Annotated in this window: 14 protein-coding genes; 6 read left to right on the forward strand and 8 right to left on the reverse strand. The window is 37.0% G+C overall.

The features are described 5' to 3' along the window. Positions 1–3: 3 nt before the first annotated feature. Together MM213_RS08035 and MM213_RS08040 are read left to right on the forward strand one after the other, a co-directional pair. Complete coding sequence (locus MM213_RS08035; protein WP_241411187.1) at positions 4–795, forward strand: rhomboid family intramembrane serine protease; 792 nt, start codon at positions 4–6, stop codon at positions 793–795. 12 nt (positions 796–807) lie between these two features. Beyond that, positions 808–1,743 (forward strand): rhomboid family intramembrane serine protease, encoded by a 936-nt coding sequence (locus MM213_RS08040; protein ID WP_241411189.1) that lies wholly within the window; start codon positions 808–810, stop codon positions 1,741–1,743. A 71-nt stretch (positions 1,744–1,814) separates the two neighbouring features. On the opposite strand, the gene MM213_RS08045 is transcribed toward MM213_RS08040, so the two are convergent. From MM213_RS08045 to rlmN, 3 genes are all read right to left on the reverse strand, one after another. After that, a complete protein-coding gene (locus tag MM213_RS08045) occupies positions 1,815–2,285 on the reverse strand; it encodes a hypothetical protein (protein ID WP_241411190.1) in 471 nt (156 codons plus the stop codon). Positions 2,286–2,378: 93 nt separating this feature from the next. Next, a complete protein-coding gene (locus MM213_RS08050; protein WP_241411192.1) occupies positions 2,379–5,075 on the reverse strand; it encodes a TonB-dependent receptor in 2,697 nt (898 codons plus the stop codon). Between the two features lie 336 nt (positions 5,076–5,411). Continuing rightward, positions 5,412–6,476, reverse strand: a complete 1,065-nt coding sequence (gene rlmN, locus MM213_RS08055) for a dual-specificity RNA methyltransferase RlmN (RefSeq protein ID WP_241411194.1) — start codon at positions 6,474–6,476, stop codon at positions 5,412–5,414. Positions 6,477–6,694: 218 nt separating this feature from the next. Between rlmN and MM213_RS08060 the strand changes: the two genes are divergently transcribed. Next, positions 6,695–7,708: an App1 family protein phosphatidate phosphatase gene (locus MM213_RS08060; protein ID WP_241411197.1), complete on the forward strand. Its 1,014-nt coding sequence runs from the start codon at positions 6,695–6,697 to the stop codon at positions 7,706–7,708. Here the strand turns inward: MM213_RS08060 and MM213_RS08065 are convergent. The 4 genes from MM213_RS08065 to ubiE all read right to left on the reverse strand — a co-directional run bounded on the left by MM213_RS08065 (position 7,705) and on the right by ubiE (position 11,661). Then, positions 7,705–8,748, reverse strand: a complete 1,044-nt coding sequence (locus MM213_RS08065) for a cyanophycinase (protein ID WP_241411198.1) — start codon at positions 8,746–8,748, stop codon at positions 7,705–7,707. The two genes, MM213_RS08060 and MM213_RS08065, sit on opposite strands and share 4 nt — an antisense overlap. A gap of 38 nt (positions 8,749–8,786) precedes the next feature. Next, positions 8,787–10,118: a GntP family permease gene (locus tag MM213_RS08070; RefSeq protein ID WP_241411200.1), complete on the reverse strand. Its 1,332-nt coding sequence runs from the start codon at positions 10,116–10,118 to the stop codon at positions 8,787–8,789. A gap of 80 nt (positions 10,119–10,198) precedes the next feature. Beyond that, positions 10,199–10,990 (reverse strand): type IX secretion/gliding motility protein PorT/SprT, encoded by a 792-nt coding sequence (porT, locus tag MM213_RS08075; RefSeq protein ID WP_241411202.1) that lies wholly within the window; start codon positions 10,988–10,990, stop codon positions 10,199–10,201. Beyond that, positions 10,939–11,661, reverse strand: a complete 723-nt coding sequence (ubiE, locus tag MM213_RS08080; RefSeq protein ID WP_241411204.1) for a bifunctional demethylmenaquinone methyltransferase/2-methoxy-6-polyprenyl-1,4-benzoquinol methylase UbiE — start codon at positions 11,659–11,661, stop codon at positions 10,939–10,941. Before ubiE ends, porT begins: the two co-directional genes overlap by 52 nt. Positions 11,662–11,841: 180 nt before the next feature. Here ubiE and yihA point away from each other — a divergent pair, with 180 nt between their 5' ends. The 3 genes from yihA (at position 11,842) to MM213_RS08095 (ending at position 13,368) form a co-directional block, all read left to right on the forward strand. Next, a complete protein-coding gene (gene yihA / locus MM213_RS08085) occupies positions 11,842–12,450 on the forward strand; it encodes a ribosome biogenesis GTP-binding protein YihA/YsxC (protein ID WP_241411206.1) in 609 nt (202 codons plus the stop codon). A gap of 56 nt (positions 12,451–12,506) precedes the next feature. Further along, complete coding sequence (locus tag MM213_RS08090; protein ID WP_241411208.1) at positions 12,507–12,950, forward strand: DUF5606 family protein; 444 nt, start codon at positions 12,507–12,509, stop codon at positions 12,948–12,950. A 112-nt stretch (positions 12,951–13,062) separates the two neighbouring features. Next, positions 13,063–13,368 carry a hypothetical protein gene (locus MM213_RS08095; RefSeq protein ID WP_241411210.1) on the forward strand — a complete coding sequence of 102 codons (306 nt, stop codon included), beginning with the start codon at positions 13,063–13,065 and terminating at the stop codon, positions 13,366–13,368. On the opposite strand, the gene fbp is transcribed toward MM213_RS08095, so the two are convergent. Beyond that, on the reverse strand, positions 13,363–14,400 hold the full coding sequence (fbp, locus tag MM213_RS08100; protein WP_241411212.1) for a class 1 fructose-bisphosphatase: 1,038 nt from the start codon (positions 14,398–14,400) through the stop codon (positions 13,363–13,365). The two genes, MM213_RS08095 and fbp, sit on opposite strands and share 6 nt — an antisense overlap. Between the last annotated feature and the right edge of the window lie 19 nt (positions 14,401–14,419).

A 14,419-nucleotide genomic window follows, 5' to 3' on the forward strand; every position in this document is an offset into this window, starting at 1 on the left:
ACTATGTTTAGAAACTTAACACCAGTTGTTAAAACCCTCTTGCTGTTCAATGTAGCAATGTTTGTAGTGGCTAGCTACATGATTCCTCAATTGGACTCCATATTTGCATTGTATTTTATCCAAAGCAGTCGCTTTATGCCGACTCAGTTTGTGACATACATGTTTATGCATGCCAATGGTTGGCATTTATTCAGCAACATGTTTGGATTATTTGTATTTGGACCCTTGCTTGAGCAATATTTGGGACCAAAAAAAATCCTGATCTTGTGGATGGTATGTGGAATTGGCAGTGGATTGCTCTATTCGGGATACAATGCATACAGAATTAATCAACTTGATAATACAATTGCTGCATTCTATGACAACCCAAGTCCTGATAAATTCAATGATTTTGTAAAAGATAACAGGCATCTTTTCAAGCCAGGTGTATTTGATTTTGTGGATGAATACAGTAGAAATCCAGAAAATAAAGAATTGATTCAAAGAGCAAAAGAGAATTTCATGGGAATACGTGACATTCAAATAAATATACCGATGGTGGGTGCTTCTGGGGCGCTTTTTGGGATTTTGATCGCATTTGCTATGTTTTTCCCAAACACAGAGCTACTTTTATTGTTTCCTCCTATGCCGGTGAAAGCCAAATACTTGATCCTATTTTATGGTTTATATACCATATATAATGTGATCATCAATAACCCTACTGATAATGTAGCGCATTTTGCACATTTGAGTGGCCTGATTATTGGGGCAGGTTTAGTATATTATTGGAAGAAAAACAGAACAGATTTTTATTAAATAAGTAAGACTATGTACGGAGGATTTTGGGATAACTTAAGAAATGCATTCAAGCATAACAACAATAGTCTTTATAAACTTATTGCTATCAACTTATTAGCCTTTGCTGGGATTTTGGTACTTAGGATTGTCTTGAGTTTTTCAGGAGCTTCTGGTCTATACAAGACTCTTTTGGGTTATTTGATGATGCCAGCAGATCTTGCAGTATTTATCACACAACCTTGGTCTATTTTCACTTACATGTTTTTACATGAGGGGATCTTTCATATCGTATTCAATATGCTATTTTTGTATTGGTTTGGCATACTAGTAAACGAATACCTCGGCAGTAAAAAATTAGCTAGTCTCTATATTCTAGGGGGATTGGCAGGAGCGGGGTTTTATGTATTGATGTATAATATCTCTCCTTTGTTTACCGATGTGGTCTCCGCATCCAAGATGCTAGGTGCTAGTGCTGGAGTATATGCCATCGTAGTAGGTGCTGCCACACTTTCACCAAACACAACGTTCAGACTACTCCTACTCGGAGATGTAAAAATAAAATATATCGCCATCTTTTATGTAGTTATTGCTTTTGCAAATTCTGCTGGGAGTAATGCAGGAGGAGAGCTTGCTCATTTGGGAGGAGCAGCGATGGGATTCTTGTACATTACCCAATTAAGAAATGGATCAGATTGGGGAAAACCATTACAATCCATTTGGGAGTTTTTTAAATCGGTTTTTTCATCAAAAAGAAAAATCAAAGTTACTTATCGAAAAAAATCTTATACGCCAAAAGAGGAGACCAAGAGTCGCTATGATTCCAACCCATCTACTGCCAAATATTCATATAAATCGGACGCTACCCAAGAGGAAATAGATGAAATTTTAGATAAAATTGCTGAAAAAGGGTACGAGGCACTTAGCAAAGAAGAAAAGAGAAAACTTTTTGAGTTTAGTAAAAAATAATTTAAGGCCTCTGCTATATTGAATTGGTGATTTTTGCAAAACAAAATAGCAGAGGTTAACATTTTAGTGTATTAATTCAATCTCAAAACCGCTCCTACCCTCAATACAGGCCATCGTGTGTTTTGGCTTTGCATTTTGAACTCAGTAATAAACCCGAATTGTTCGGAAGCTTTTATAAATGCTCCGGCACCAAAATTTGCACCAGCCCTAGTTTGATTTACACCAGGGTTGCCGGGCTGTAAGTTGATCCAATAATTACTATAACCCGCCAAAATATAGACTTGAGATACGCCTTCAGTCAAGTAATATTTCAAATCAGCATTAAGATTAAAGGAGTTTCCAACTTGTGGAAACCAAACAGTAAAAGTCGGAGCAAAAGAAAACTTATCAGCAAAGAAGTATTCAGCACCAACAAAAGTCCCAACTTCCTTGATGGTAAGTCTATAGTCCCCACCTGCCATCAGTCTCACTTCACCTTGTTCTTGAGCAAAAAGACCTGCTGCAAAAAAAGAAAAGCTCAATACAATTAATAGTTTTTTCATCAAAATAAAATTTACATCCTCAATAAAACCAATTTCAACTGGGAAATTACAAGGCTTTATCGAGGATGCAAAATATGATGCTTGAATAATTTACTATAAAATAGTTTCAAATCTAGCCAATCTTCCCTGTTTGTCCATTCCTTCAATGACTACTAGGTGTTTTGTTGCGACATCAGAGTTGTAGTATTTTATTTCAGCCTTGCCTGATTCTCCAATCGAAAATCTTGGATTCCAATATATCGTTGATCTTTTATCGGAAATAGAATTTTCGACTGTTTTAGTTTCATAGTTTGGATGATAGAATTCTTTGGCCACTGAATACCCCGACACCTTAGAAACAAGATTCCCTACTGATACACCAAGTATACCGTCACCCGTTTTGGTATAGACAGCAATGGCTCCATTTGATCCTTGCGAACCGAAAATTGAAGTACTAGCCGGATCCTTAAACACATCTATTGCCGCAACATCACGAGGATTTACTTGCATCAATATACTTGCATCTACTGGCATGTTATCCAACAAAAACAATGGTTCGGTACCTGCATTGATTGTACCTACACCCCTTATCAGCACTGTCGCAGAAGTGCCTGATATTGACACTTGAACACCTGCAACACGACCTTGAATCATTTGGAAAATATTGGTAAATGCATCAGAACCTAAAATATTATCTGGCTTGATGACTACATCACCTTGACCGTATGTCCTTCGCTGTTCAAGAGTCTCCTCTTCCATGGTCTTCGCTTCGATTTCGACTCCTTCCAATTCAATCATCATTTCCTCTTCAAACAAGCGATTCATCATCTGTCTAGCCGCAAAGGACTCTAGAAGGTTTTTTGGAGCATTAAGTTTCGAAAATGCCTTAGCCTCAATCTTGTCAAAATACTTATCTTGTTGCAATATTTCGATATCTACATACTCCCTCACGCGTTCATCTTTTGCAGTGATTGTCATTTCTTTATCTTCAAAGAATTCAATGTTAGGGAGTAAAAACTTTCCGTTTTCAGTAAATGGAGTAGAGATAATCTCTTCTCCATCACCAATCATCGCTGTTACTTCCCCGCCTCTTAAACCCTTCTTGGATTTGGTTTTTTCTTTGACAACACCCTCAATCGAGATACCCCTCTCAATTAATCTATCCGCCTTTGGGAATTTCTCAGAAACAACGTCTTGCCAATGCAATCGCCTCCATCCATTTGTCATCATTACCAAATCAAGCGCTTGAAGCGTCTCTTCTTTTTTGTCTTTGAAATAATAGCTAGGTTGATATACTGACCCTTTTAGATCTGAAGTAAGAAGTAAATTTGAAATTATGGTATTATCCAAGTCTTGATTTGAAGAAACTTGATCCAAATCTGTAATGCTCACAGAAAACTCTCCTGACATGGGCACATTTTCCATCATCGAAATCACCTCGAGTTCCACAAGAGATTTATTAGATAATGTTGGCTTTTTAGTAATCCCTAAGTCGATCGTTGTATTATCAGCATCATGAAAAACCAACCTTTCTAAAAGAGGAATACCTGATTCATTCAAAATCGTGATATGATTGATCCCCGACAAAATATTCCCTTTGGGTATTCTAACACCCCAAATCCCATTAGTTAATTCCCCATTGACCATGTAATTTATCATTCCTCTCGTATGACTCACTATTGTCAAACCTTCATCTTGATAATTACCTTGTACGAAAACAGTAATGTAAGCCAATTCTAGTTTGTTGATGACTGTGACAACCAATCCTTTATCCTCCACTTTGGGAAGATCTATGGTTTTAGAATCGTTTGGCTCCTGATCGAAGACCTTAACCTGATAATTCACCCCTGATTCAGGAGTAAGTTCAAACAAGCCCATTCCTCCAAAAAAAGATTTGAATTTAGTCGGCTCAGCAAGGCCAATTACTTCACCTTCAATATCCACAGGACTGCCATCAGGATATATACCCTTAAAAGCTATATTACTTTTATATCCACTAACCAAATGCCCACCCTCAGGAAAAAACTGAATGTCTGCTAGTTGAAACACGTAAGGTATCTTGATTTTTTTGCTCACCTCATATTCCCCATTTTCTAAATATGCAAGCTCGACCCATTGAGAAGAAAATGGCCTAAATGGCAAATTAAAGGAGTATGAAACTTGGCCTTGAGCATTTAATATCACTTCCTTTTCCGAGAGCTGCTCACCTTCTGCAAATACTTTCATCAAAATCGTCTCTCCTGCCAATGGATTTTCTTTCAAATCCAAAACATCAAGCTTGACCGAATATTTGACCTGCTCGCCAGAAACAATTTTTTCCTCAAAAGTCAAACTGGGGAAAAACACAGCATTTGAACCATCGTAGATTTCAATGTTTTGGTGATAAAAATACTCTGCACCGAAATTCTCCATCCAAGCTGTATATGCCTTGATACTATAAACCCCTTCGTTGCCAAAATCAGGGAGCTTAAAATCACCATTGCCAAATCCATCTTCAATGAACACCTTCTTCTGCATTACCAACTTCCCTTCTCCGTCAAAAAGATCAACATATAAAGTCTTACTCAGAGGACTCGGCACTTGTACTCCTCCTGCTGTGACATATGCACTAAACCATATATCTTCACCTAATGTATATGCTTTTTTGTCTAAGTGTAAATGAACTTTTTCTACAGGAAACTCTGATTGTAGATTGCTAAAATAATCTAGTATCTTCTGAGTCAATGGGTCGTTTTTCTGAAATGACCAAAAAGAAAAACTTACAATAAATATCAAAAACAGTGGTAATTGAGTGCGTAAAACTTTTTTCATTCTTAAAATATTATCTAGTTAGTTGACCAATATTAGGCACAGTGACTTAAGCAACCAAATCTTTTTAAGAAAAATTATGATTTATTTGAATGATTTAGTTCAGAGAAAACAAAACATGAATTTTATATAACATGGATATACGGAACTTTGCAATTAACAATAGAAAAAACTGATATCGCTTAGATCCGATTTTGATTGATATCAGATCCCCCATAGCGAAAAAGTTATTCATAGATATTGATTATCAGTGAGTAACTGAATTTAAAAGTGAGCAATGCTGTTCAAATGAACGTATAATAAGTGAAAATATTGATAGAAAGATTTTTAAAATCAAATTCAACCTTCCAATTCCCCAACCTCATTTTTGTTTGCCAGCTGACCACAAGCAGCATCTATATCTTGACCTCTTGATTTTCTGACTTTTGCTATGATCCCTTGGTTTTCGAGTATTCTCACATACATTTCTACAGCTTCTTTTGAAGCTTGTCTAAACTCCCCTTCATCGATTGGGTTGTATTGAATAATGTTTACTTTGGACGGGATGATTTTACAAAATTTAGCTAGTGCCCTCGCATGCTTTTCATCATCATTGATCCCTTCCCAGATTACATATTCATAGGTAACTTTTCGTTTGGTTTTTTCATACCAATATTTCAAAGATTCAGCAAGATCTTCGATTGGATTTACATTGTTGATTGGCATCAACCTACTTCTTGTCTCATTGATAGCTGAATGAAGAGATATTGCAAGATTGAATCTTACACCATCATCAGCCATTTTTTTGATCATTTTTGGAATGCCGACAGTAGAAAGTGTAATTCTTCGTGGTGCCATTCCAAGACCTTCTGGCGAGGTAATCTTATCTATTGCTTCTATCACATTGTTGTAATTCAACAATGGCTCTCCCATTCCCATAAAAACGATATTGGTAAGTGGTCGGTCAAAATAAGCCTCAGCCTCATCTTTGATAGCCACTACTTGATCATAAATCTCGTCTGGGTTAAGATTCCGCATCCTTTTCAGCCTAGCTGTTGCACAAAAATTACAATCCAAGCTGCAGCCTACCTGAGAAGAAACACAAGCAGTAATTCTTTTGGAGGTAGGAATAAGGACAGATTCCACAATTTTATTATCGTAAAGCTTCACGGCATTTTTGATCGTACCATCGGATGAATGCTGCATCAAATCGACCAAAATATGGTTGATAGCAAAATGCTCCTTCAACATCTCCCTAGTTTCCTTGGAAATGTTAGTCATTTCATCAAAATTCTTGAGGGATTTGTGCCATAGCCACTCATAAACCTGCTTGGCACGAAACTTTTTATCCCCCTTGCTGACAAAAAACTCCTCTAATTGAGAAAGTGTCAATTTTCTGATATCTTGTTTTGTCCTGCCGTCCATGGCGCAAAGGTAAGAAAATTAGTTTTGCCTAAAGCCAGTAATCTCAAAATCTTAACATTAGATTAAATGTCTATTATTTTATAATTTTAACCGAAATCTAAATCGAAAGCTTTATCAAAAAACGAATTCTTCCAATACTATATAATTTCAAGCTTACTTTTTCCAAATTTAAACTTAGACTTGGAATCAAACTTGGCCTTGTAAAATCCATTATGATCATGCCTTACAAAGGTTTTGGCAATGAAAATGAAGTTTTTTTAGTCGGTAGGGTTTTGCGTGATCGTGGCATTGGTTTTTCAACGATCGAAGATAGTCGATTCAGGAATTTTCGTAAAATGTACAAGCGATTCATGACTTGGGAAATTCCAAATGTCACTATAAAGGCAACACTCGATGGGCAAGAATGGCTAGCAACCACAGATGATGAAGGGTATTTTGAATTTGAAATCAAAAACCATTCATTTCCCAAAACTGACAACTCTTGGCAAAAAGTAAAACTTGAATTGCTCGATAAAATAATTCCAAACCAAGGAATAGTCCAATCCACTGCTCTGGTATTTATCCCCACCAAACTGGTCGAGTACGGCGTAATTTCAGATATTGATGACACCATCGTTCCGACTGGTGCTACACGGATATGGGAAATGCTAAAGACTACATTCTTTGGCAATGCGCATTCGAGGATTCCATTTGAGGGAGTTTCCGCTTTTTATCAAGCACTGGAAAAAGGTACTGATGGTAAGGAAAACAACCCTATGTTCTATGTTTCGAGTAGTCCATGGAATCTTTACGATTTTCTTTTGGAGCTTATGGATATTCATCAAATACCAAAAGGTCCTTTGATGCTTCGGGATCTTGGGCTATCTCGTGAACAGTTCATTTCGGGAAGCCACTTTGACCACAAGCTCACTCAAGTAGAGAAGATTTTTAGACTAATGCCTGATATTCCATTTATTTTAATTGGTGATTCGGGACAACATGATGCAGAGATCTATCTACAAGTCATCAAAGATTTTCCAGGAAGGGTAAAGATGATCTATATCAGGGATGTAGCCGAAAATACGCAAGATAAAATCAAACAAATAACCTCAGAAATAAGAGCATTGGGAGTTGAGCTATTGCTGGTTTCTGACACCATCGTTGCTGCAAAAGATGCTTTAAGCAGAGGATGGATTCGTCAGGAAGATGTGTTGGAAATCATCAAAGAGAAAAGGAAATCTGAGGACTCTTAATCAAGGATTACATTTAGCATTCCCTCTTTGGTAGCCCAGAAACCCAACCAACCAAAATTCCATTCTTGCAAATTTATACCTAAAAGACCATCAGAGGACTTTCCATTAAACACTCTCAATGCTTGCCCTTCCAAATACCAAGTCAATGGAGAACCCGAAGTCAAAATTTCGGGAGAAGCCATTATATCATTTTCCTCCAAAAATATAGCTTGATTCTCCCCAGCGATGGTTAACCCACCATCTTTATCAATCAAAACTGCCGTCCTTTCATCTACTGCAATTGCTCTTACACTTTGATTTTCTCCGACTTGAGATTTAAGCCTAGCCATGAATGCCACCAACCTGCCTTCTCTGCTACGTTCGGAAAAATGCTGATCTGTGATGGTGTTTTTCAATAATGGATGATTGATCAAACTTGATTTTCTCACAGTAAGTCTTTCATCAAATGGATTTGCCAATGCTTCAGCACTGATGATACTGCCATTTTCTCCAGTATACACAAACTCTCCCATGATCGCACAGCCTGCACTTGTACCTCCTATCGGGATCTTTTTTTCATGAATCAGATATTGAAGTGCTTCTTCCACTTTCGTATCTTCCCAAAATCTCAAATAGTTAGACTGATCACCACCGGCAATAAAGACTGCCTCCGCATTTTTCAAAGTCTCAAACACTCTTTCATCATTGGCTGCATTTCTGGAATCGATTCTAAGTGTCTCCACAGAATTCACATTACCCAAGCTATTGATGTATGAATTGTAAGCAGATCCTCCTGTCACTCGAATTACTACAAAATCACCTCCACCTGACTTTTCTATCATCCAACGGAATGCCTGATCCACATCCGTACTCCCTCCCATCAGCACTACGCCTGTCTCTGAAACTACTTTACTGTCTTCTTGACTTCCTATTTTCCCCAAAGAATAGGGATTTCTATCTTCATTTGGCGAGGGTGGCGGAGTAATTCCCGATTCCGAGCAAGCGGAAATGTGCACGATAATCGCAAAAAACAAAAGAATATTTAAAACTAAACGCTTCATAGCTCTCAATAAATTTAAATGTACTAACAAATTCAAAGTTACAATATCCAATAAAAAATCAGAACAGTCAATAAAGCAGTAATTCCCATCAAAGCTGTAAGCACCGTATAGCTTAATAAAGCTTCCTTGACTGTCAAACCTGTAAATTCTTTTACAATCCAAAAATAACTGTCATTGGCGTGCGAAACTGTCATCGCACCAGCGCCTATTGCTGAAATACAAAGAGCTGTATAAACTTGATTTTCCAACATCCCTGAAGGGATAACACTCAACGCGATAGAAGCTGCGATAATCATGGCAGAAGTGCTAGATCCTTGTGCTGTTTTGAGAAATGCTGCCAGCCCAAAGCAACCCAATAACCATACAACTCCTGAATCAGAATTGAAGTTGAACTCTTGAAAAATCAGATTTAAATTTAACAGCTTCAAAATCGCACCAAAACCAGCACCTGCACCTGTCAAAACCAAAATAGGCCCAGCAATCTTAATTCCTTCCGTAAATGAAATTGAAAACAAGTTGGATCCAGAAATAGGCTGTTTTAATGTCATAAAACCAACCAAAAGCCCTGCTCCAATAGCAACTAATGGGTTACCACAAATAAGAAAAAAAGATCTCACTAATTCATTTGGAAAAAAAACTGTCAAGTTCCCAATTGTAATCATTATCAATGGAATAGCAATAACCATAACTGACCAAAAAACAGATACTTTTACTTTCAGATTTTGTTCTTGAGGCTCAAAATCCTCTTGATATGATTCCGGGAATTTTTTCTTGAATTTACCGGCCCACCAAGCAGTGACCAGAATGACAGGTATTGCTATTGCCAAACCAACCAAAAGAACCAACCCAAGGTTTTGCTCCATCTCAAAGATTCCAGAGACAGCCAAAGGGCCTGGAGTGGGTGGAATCAAAATATGAGACATATACAATCCTCCAGCTAAGGACAAGCTAAATGTCAGTGGAGACAATTCTGAAGCTTTTGCCAAACTCTTTCCGATAGGATTCAATAAAATAAATCCTGAATCACAAAAAACAGGAACCCCAACTACTGAACCCATGAAACTTGTGCTTAGAGAGGGGAATTTCTTCCCTACACTATTCCAAAGTGAATGCGCAATGACAACTGCAGCATTGCTCTTTTCAAGTAATACCCCAAACACACTTCCCAAGACTATAATTAACCCTACTTGGCCTATCAATCCTCCAAATCCTTTCCCAAACTCATCCAAAGACAGGAGAAAGTCCATTCCTGAGGCTAATCCTACCCAGATGGAAGCCACTATCAGCGCTATTAAAGGGTGGATTTTAAATTTTGAAGTGCTGATAATTATCCATAAAACTGCAAGAAAAATGTGAATTAGAATTTGCATAGACTTAAAGTAAAGCCAATTATATTAAAAAAACAAAAGCAAAAACCAACTAAATGAATATTAGAACTGCTAATCATCCACTATTGAAAATTCAAGTAAAGAGTAATACTTTTTCGTCGTAATGACTGGATTTGATTAGCATAAAAGGGATTTGTGGCCTCTTCTCTATACATATCCAACATACCATGGGAAAATCTCACTTCCGGAGAAAACTTAAAGTATTTGAAATACATATCAAAACCAACGCCCATATCTATTGTAAAATCTCTACCTAATGTTGCTATTTCCTCAATATCTGCTTCTTCTTGATTTTTGGTTCTGAACATAGCAGATCCTCCAGCGGTGAAAAACATTCTTGAATTATTAAATCTTTGAGCCTTATACTTAAATAGAAGAGGGAACTCCACCATAGTAGCTTCATTGATTACAGTGTAGGAATCTAAAATTTGAAGGTTAGAATCGGGACCAACTTGAATAAGAGAAGGATCGATATCATAAAGTGCATTTATTTCGGTGCGGAATTCATAGAACCCAACTTTTGGGGTAAATATCAGGTTCAACTGATCGTGAAGTCTAAAATTTGCCAAAAAACCTAGAGAAAAGCCTTGTGTATATACGGGAACAATACTTTTTAAATTCGTCTCTAATCTGTCAGTAAGAAAATCTTCTGAGTATTTGAGACGCCAATAGTTATTGTGTCCACTGAGAAAAAAACCATAAGAAAGCAACTTATCATCTTGGCCAGCTTTACTTATCTCTCCAAAACGAGCCTGTGAAAATACAGATATGATACTGAAGGAGAAAATAAATGCCGTAAGAATTATTTTTCTCCTATATAAATCGAGCTTATACCGAAAGTCAAAGGTCTGCATTTTGTGTTTTTAAAACCAACATTTTCCAATACGTTTAGAAAATCTACTCCATCAGGGAAAGCTTGTACAGATTCAGGCAAATAAGTGTAAGCTGAATTGTCCTTGGATACAAGTTTGCCTATTTGAGGCAGGATATATTTGAAATAAAAATTGTATCCTTGCTTCATTGGGAATCTTTTTGGCTTAGAAAATTCTACAATTACTGTTTTTCCTCCAGGCCTCAAAACCCTATACATATCTGCCAAACCTTTTTCAAGATTCTCAAAGTTTCTGACACCAAAAGAAACGATGACCGCATCAAATTTATTATCTTCAAAAAGTAACTTTTCGGAATCTCCCATCTGCATGTCAATGATATGATCAAGCTTTCGCTTTTTCATCTTCTTTTTGCCTTCTTCAAGCATACCAGCAGATATATCCACTCCAATAATTTTATCAGGATTGAGTGCCAACGCTTCGATGGCAAAATCACCAGTGCCTGTAGCGATATCCAAAATCAACTTTGGCTGATCGGCACGAAGCATCTTGATAGCTTTCTTCCTCCAAACGATATCGATACCCAAGCTTAGTAAGTGATTCAGAAAATCATACTTCTTACTGATGTTGTTGAACATCTCTGCCACTTGCTCTTTTTTTCCTGAGTCTTTCTCTTTGTATGGTACTACTGACATGTACTTTTTTTAAATGGTCCTGCAATATTACTAAGTAAACCTGAGCAATCGAAAATTGTTGAACATTAATCCCTAAACTTATTTAGAATTAATGCTGAGAGTATAGGCAAAAAGGAAGTATCATGGACAAAACAAAAAAATTGTCAGGAAAGAATTACCTTTGTACAAAATACATAAGATATGATCAAAAACGCAACCTTTTTAATAAGCAACACAGACCATACCAAATGTCCACCTCCCGATAAGGCTGAGTTTGCATTCATAGGCAGGTCCAATGTAGGCAAAAGCTCGTTGATCAATATGTTAGCCAATAATAAGAATCTAGCAAAAACTTCCGGAAGACCAGGTAAGACACAACTGATCAACCACTTTGGTGTTGACAACAAATGGTACATGGTCGATCTTCCCGGCTATGGCTTTGCCAAAGTAAGCAAAAGTCTCAAAGCAGACTGGGAAGGAATGATCAAGGATTACTTGGTGAATAGAGATAATCTAGTTGCATTGTTTGTTTTAATAGACAGCAGACTGGAACCACAAAAAATCGACCTTGAATTTATTACATGGTGTGGAGAAAGCAACATTCCCATTGTCCTACTTTTTACAAAAGCTGATAAACAATCTAGACCTAAAACTCAATCTACAGTAGCTAAATTCCTGAAAGCTTCCAAAGCAATCTTTGAAGAAGCCCCATTATATTTTGTAACTTCTGCAGAATCTGGTGATGGAAAAGCTGAAGTAGTGAATTTTATAGAAGAACAGGTGGAAGAATACAATAACCAAGAAAACTAAACTTGGGCTTTTGAAGCTATGTTCTATATTTGCAACCTTATTTACAAAAAGACATCATGAAATTTAACGAAATAGCAACAGTATCAGGCAAAGCAGGCCTTTATAAGATCCTTAAACCTACGAGAAGTGGTGTGATTTTGGAATCTATGGACGAAAAGAAAGGGAAATTGGTAGTTGGTGCCAATCAAAGAGTTTCCGTTTTGAGCGAAATCTCAATATATACCATGACTGAAGAGGGAGCTACAGCCCTTGAAGACATCATGATCAAAATCGAAAGTGAATTCAAAGGTGACCTTGGATTGGATAGTACTGCAGATGCTGATGAATTAAAAGCATTTTTGAAGCATGTACTTCCTGAATTTGATGAAGATAAGGTATATCCATCCGACATCAAAAAATTGATAAGTTGGTATAAAATCATAAGAAATTATGCTCCAGAAGTACTCGAGGAGAAAAACGAGGAGGAGACTATCGAAGAATCTGAAGAAAAAGAATCATAATTTCCATTGAGTAGAATGATGCTCCGCACTTCTATTCAAAACCTCTTTTATACAAAAAAAACTCGCTTCAGTTATTTTTGAAGCGAGTTTTTTATTTCTAAAATATACATTTATGGACAAAGGATTTATACAAGAAACTTTTCAATTGATTGATAAAGATTTTAATCTACAAACCAGAGAGCAAGTTGAACTTGAGGATCAGCTTTTTGAATTGTTAACTCCAATCCTACGACAAATGCTAAATAGAGATTTTGAAAGGTTGCTACAAATTTGCTATAGAATAGACTTAGATGAACATAAACTAAAGCAAATCCTTAATGAATCAAATCCAGAACAAATGGCTGAAGAACTTGCCGAAGCGATCATAAAACGGCAAATGAAGAAAATTGAAATCAGAAGAAAGTATTCTCAATTATAACTTAGAAGTCAATTTTTCTTTTGCCAAAAAGCTCATAGCTTCTTCTACCATCACTTTTGAACCTATATATAATGGAGTCCTCTGATGAAGAGAAGTAGGTTGGATATCCAATATTCTGTTCACTCCATCTGTAGCTAATGAGCCCGCCTGCTCAGCAATAAACGCCAGAGCATTTGCCTCATACAATAATCTAAGTTTTCCTTGCGGATTTTTGTTGTTTGATGGATAAATATAAATTCCACCTTTTAAAAGGTTCCGATGAAAATCAGCTACAAGACTACCTATATATCTGGCACTGTATTCCCTTTCTTTACAAACTTTAAGGTAATTTTTTAATCCTTGGTCAAACTGATTGTATCCGCCTTCGTTGATGCTATAAACCTTTCCATCTTCTGGGCCAATCATATCAGGATGTGATAGAAAAAACTCCCCAAGGGATTGCTCATATGTAAATCCATTTACACCACATCCAGTTGTATATACCAACATAGTGGATGATCCATAAAGAACATAGCCTGCAGCAACCTGCTTGTTTCCAGGCTGCATGATATCTTCCAATTGAATTGGACTACCAATTGGGGTAACCCTCCTGTAGATTGAGAAAATTGTCCCTATAGATATATTGACATCAATGTTTGAAGAGCCATCCAGGGGATCAATAGCTACTACATATTTGCCTGAGCTATTTTGTAGATCGATGACTTCATCATCTTCTTCGGACACCACAGCACATACTTCACCTCCTTTGGTCAATGCTCTCGTAAACCGAATGTTAGCTATCACGTCAAGCTTTTGCTGTTCTTCACCTTGCACATTAGTTTGACCAAATGCTCCTCCAATATTTGAAAGTCCAGCACGATTCGTCTCTCTATTTACTATCTTTGTAGCTAATGCAATATCTCTCAGAAGTTGCGACAACTCGCCTGAGGCATATGTGAAGTCGTCTTGCTTCTTTTTAATAAATCTGTCTAAAGTCTCCCCTACCGAGTAGGCCAAGGAAGATTGATTGTGAATGTAGGGCTTAATTTTCATTTCTTCGAAAAGTACTATT

Source organism: Belliella alkalica (assembly GCF_022549785.1).
In the GTDB taxonomy this organism is placed as follows: Bacteria; Bacteroidota; Bacteroidia; order Cytophagales; family Cyclobacteriaceae; genus Belliella; species Belliella alkalica.

Bases quoted from the DNA above. Each gene is read 5' to 3' on its own strand.
- fbp (WP_241411212.1), bottom strand. From the start codon at position 14,400: ATGAAAATTAAGCCCTACATTCACAATCAATCTTCCTTGGCCTACTCG.
- MM213_RS08095 (WP_241411210.1), top strand. From the start codon at position 13,063: ATGGACAAAGGATTTATACAAGAAACTTTTCAATTGATTGATAAAGAT.
- MM213_RS08070 (WP_241411200.1), bottom strand. From the start codon at position 10,118: ATGCAAATTCTAATTCACATTTTTCTTGCAGTTTTATGGATAATTATC.
- MM213_RS08045 (WP_241411190.1), bottom strand. From the start codon at position 2,285: ATGAAAAAACTATTAATTGTATTGAGCTTTTCTTTTTTTGCAGCAGGT.
- rlmN (WP_241411194.1), bottom strand. From the start codon at position 6,476: ATGGACGGCAGGACAAAACAAGATATCAGAAAATTGACACTTTCTCAA.
- MM213_RS08060 (WP_241411197.1), top strand. From the start codon at position 6,695: ATGCCTTACAAAGGTTTTGGCAATGAAAATGAAGTTTTTTTAGTCGGT.
- porT (WP_241411202.1), bottom strand. From the start codon at position 10,990: ATGCAGACCTTTGACTTTCGGTATAAGCTCGATTTATATAGGAGAAAA.
- MM213_RS08065 (WP_241411198.1), bottom strand. From the start codon at position 8,748: ATGAAGCGTTTAGTTTTAAATATTCTTTTGTTTTTTGCGATTATCGTG.
- MM213_RS08035 (WP_241411187.1), top strand. From the start codon at position 4: ATGTTTAGAAACTTAACACCAGTTGTTAAAACCCTCTTGCTGTTCAAT.
- ubiE (WP_241411204.1), bottom strand. From the start codon at position 11,661: ATGTCAGTAGTACCATACAAAGAGAAAGACTCAGGAAAAAAAGAGCAA.
- yihA (WP_241411206.1), top strand. From the start codon at position 11,842: ATGATCAAAAACGCAACCTTTTTAATAAGCAACACAGACCATACCAAA.
- MM213_RS08090 (WP_241411208.1), top strand. From the start codon at position 12,507: ATGAAATTTAACGAAATAGCAACAGTATCAGGCAAAGCAGGCCTTTAT.
- MM213_RS08040 (WP_241411189.1), top strand. From the start codon at position 808: ATGTACGGAGGATTTTGGGATAACTTAAGAAATGCATTCAAGCATAAC.
- MM213_RS08050 (WP_241411192.1), bottom strand. From the start codon at position 5,075: ATGAAAAAAGTTTTACGCACTCAATTACCACTGTTTTTGATATTTATT.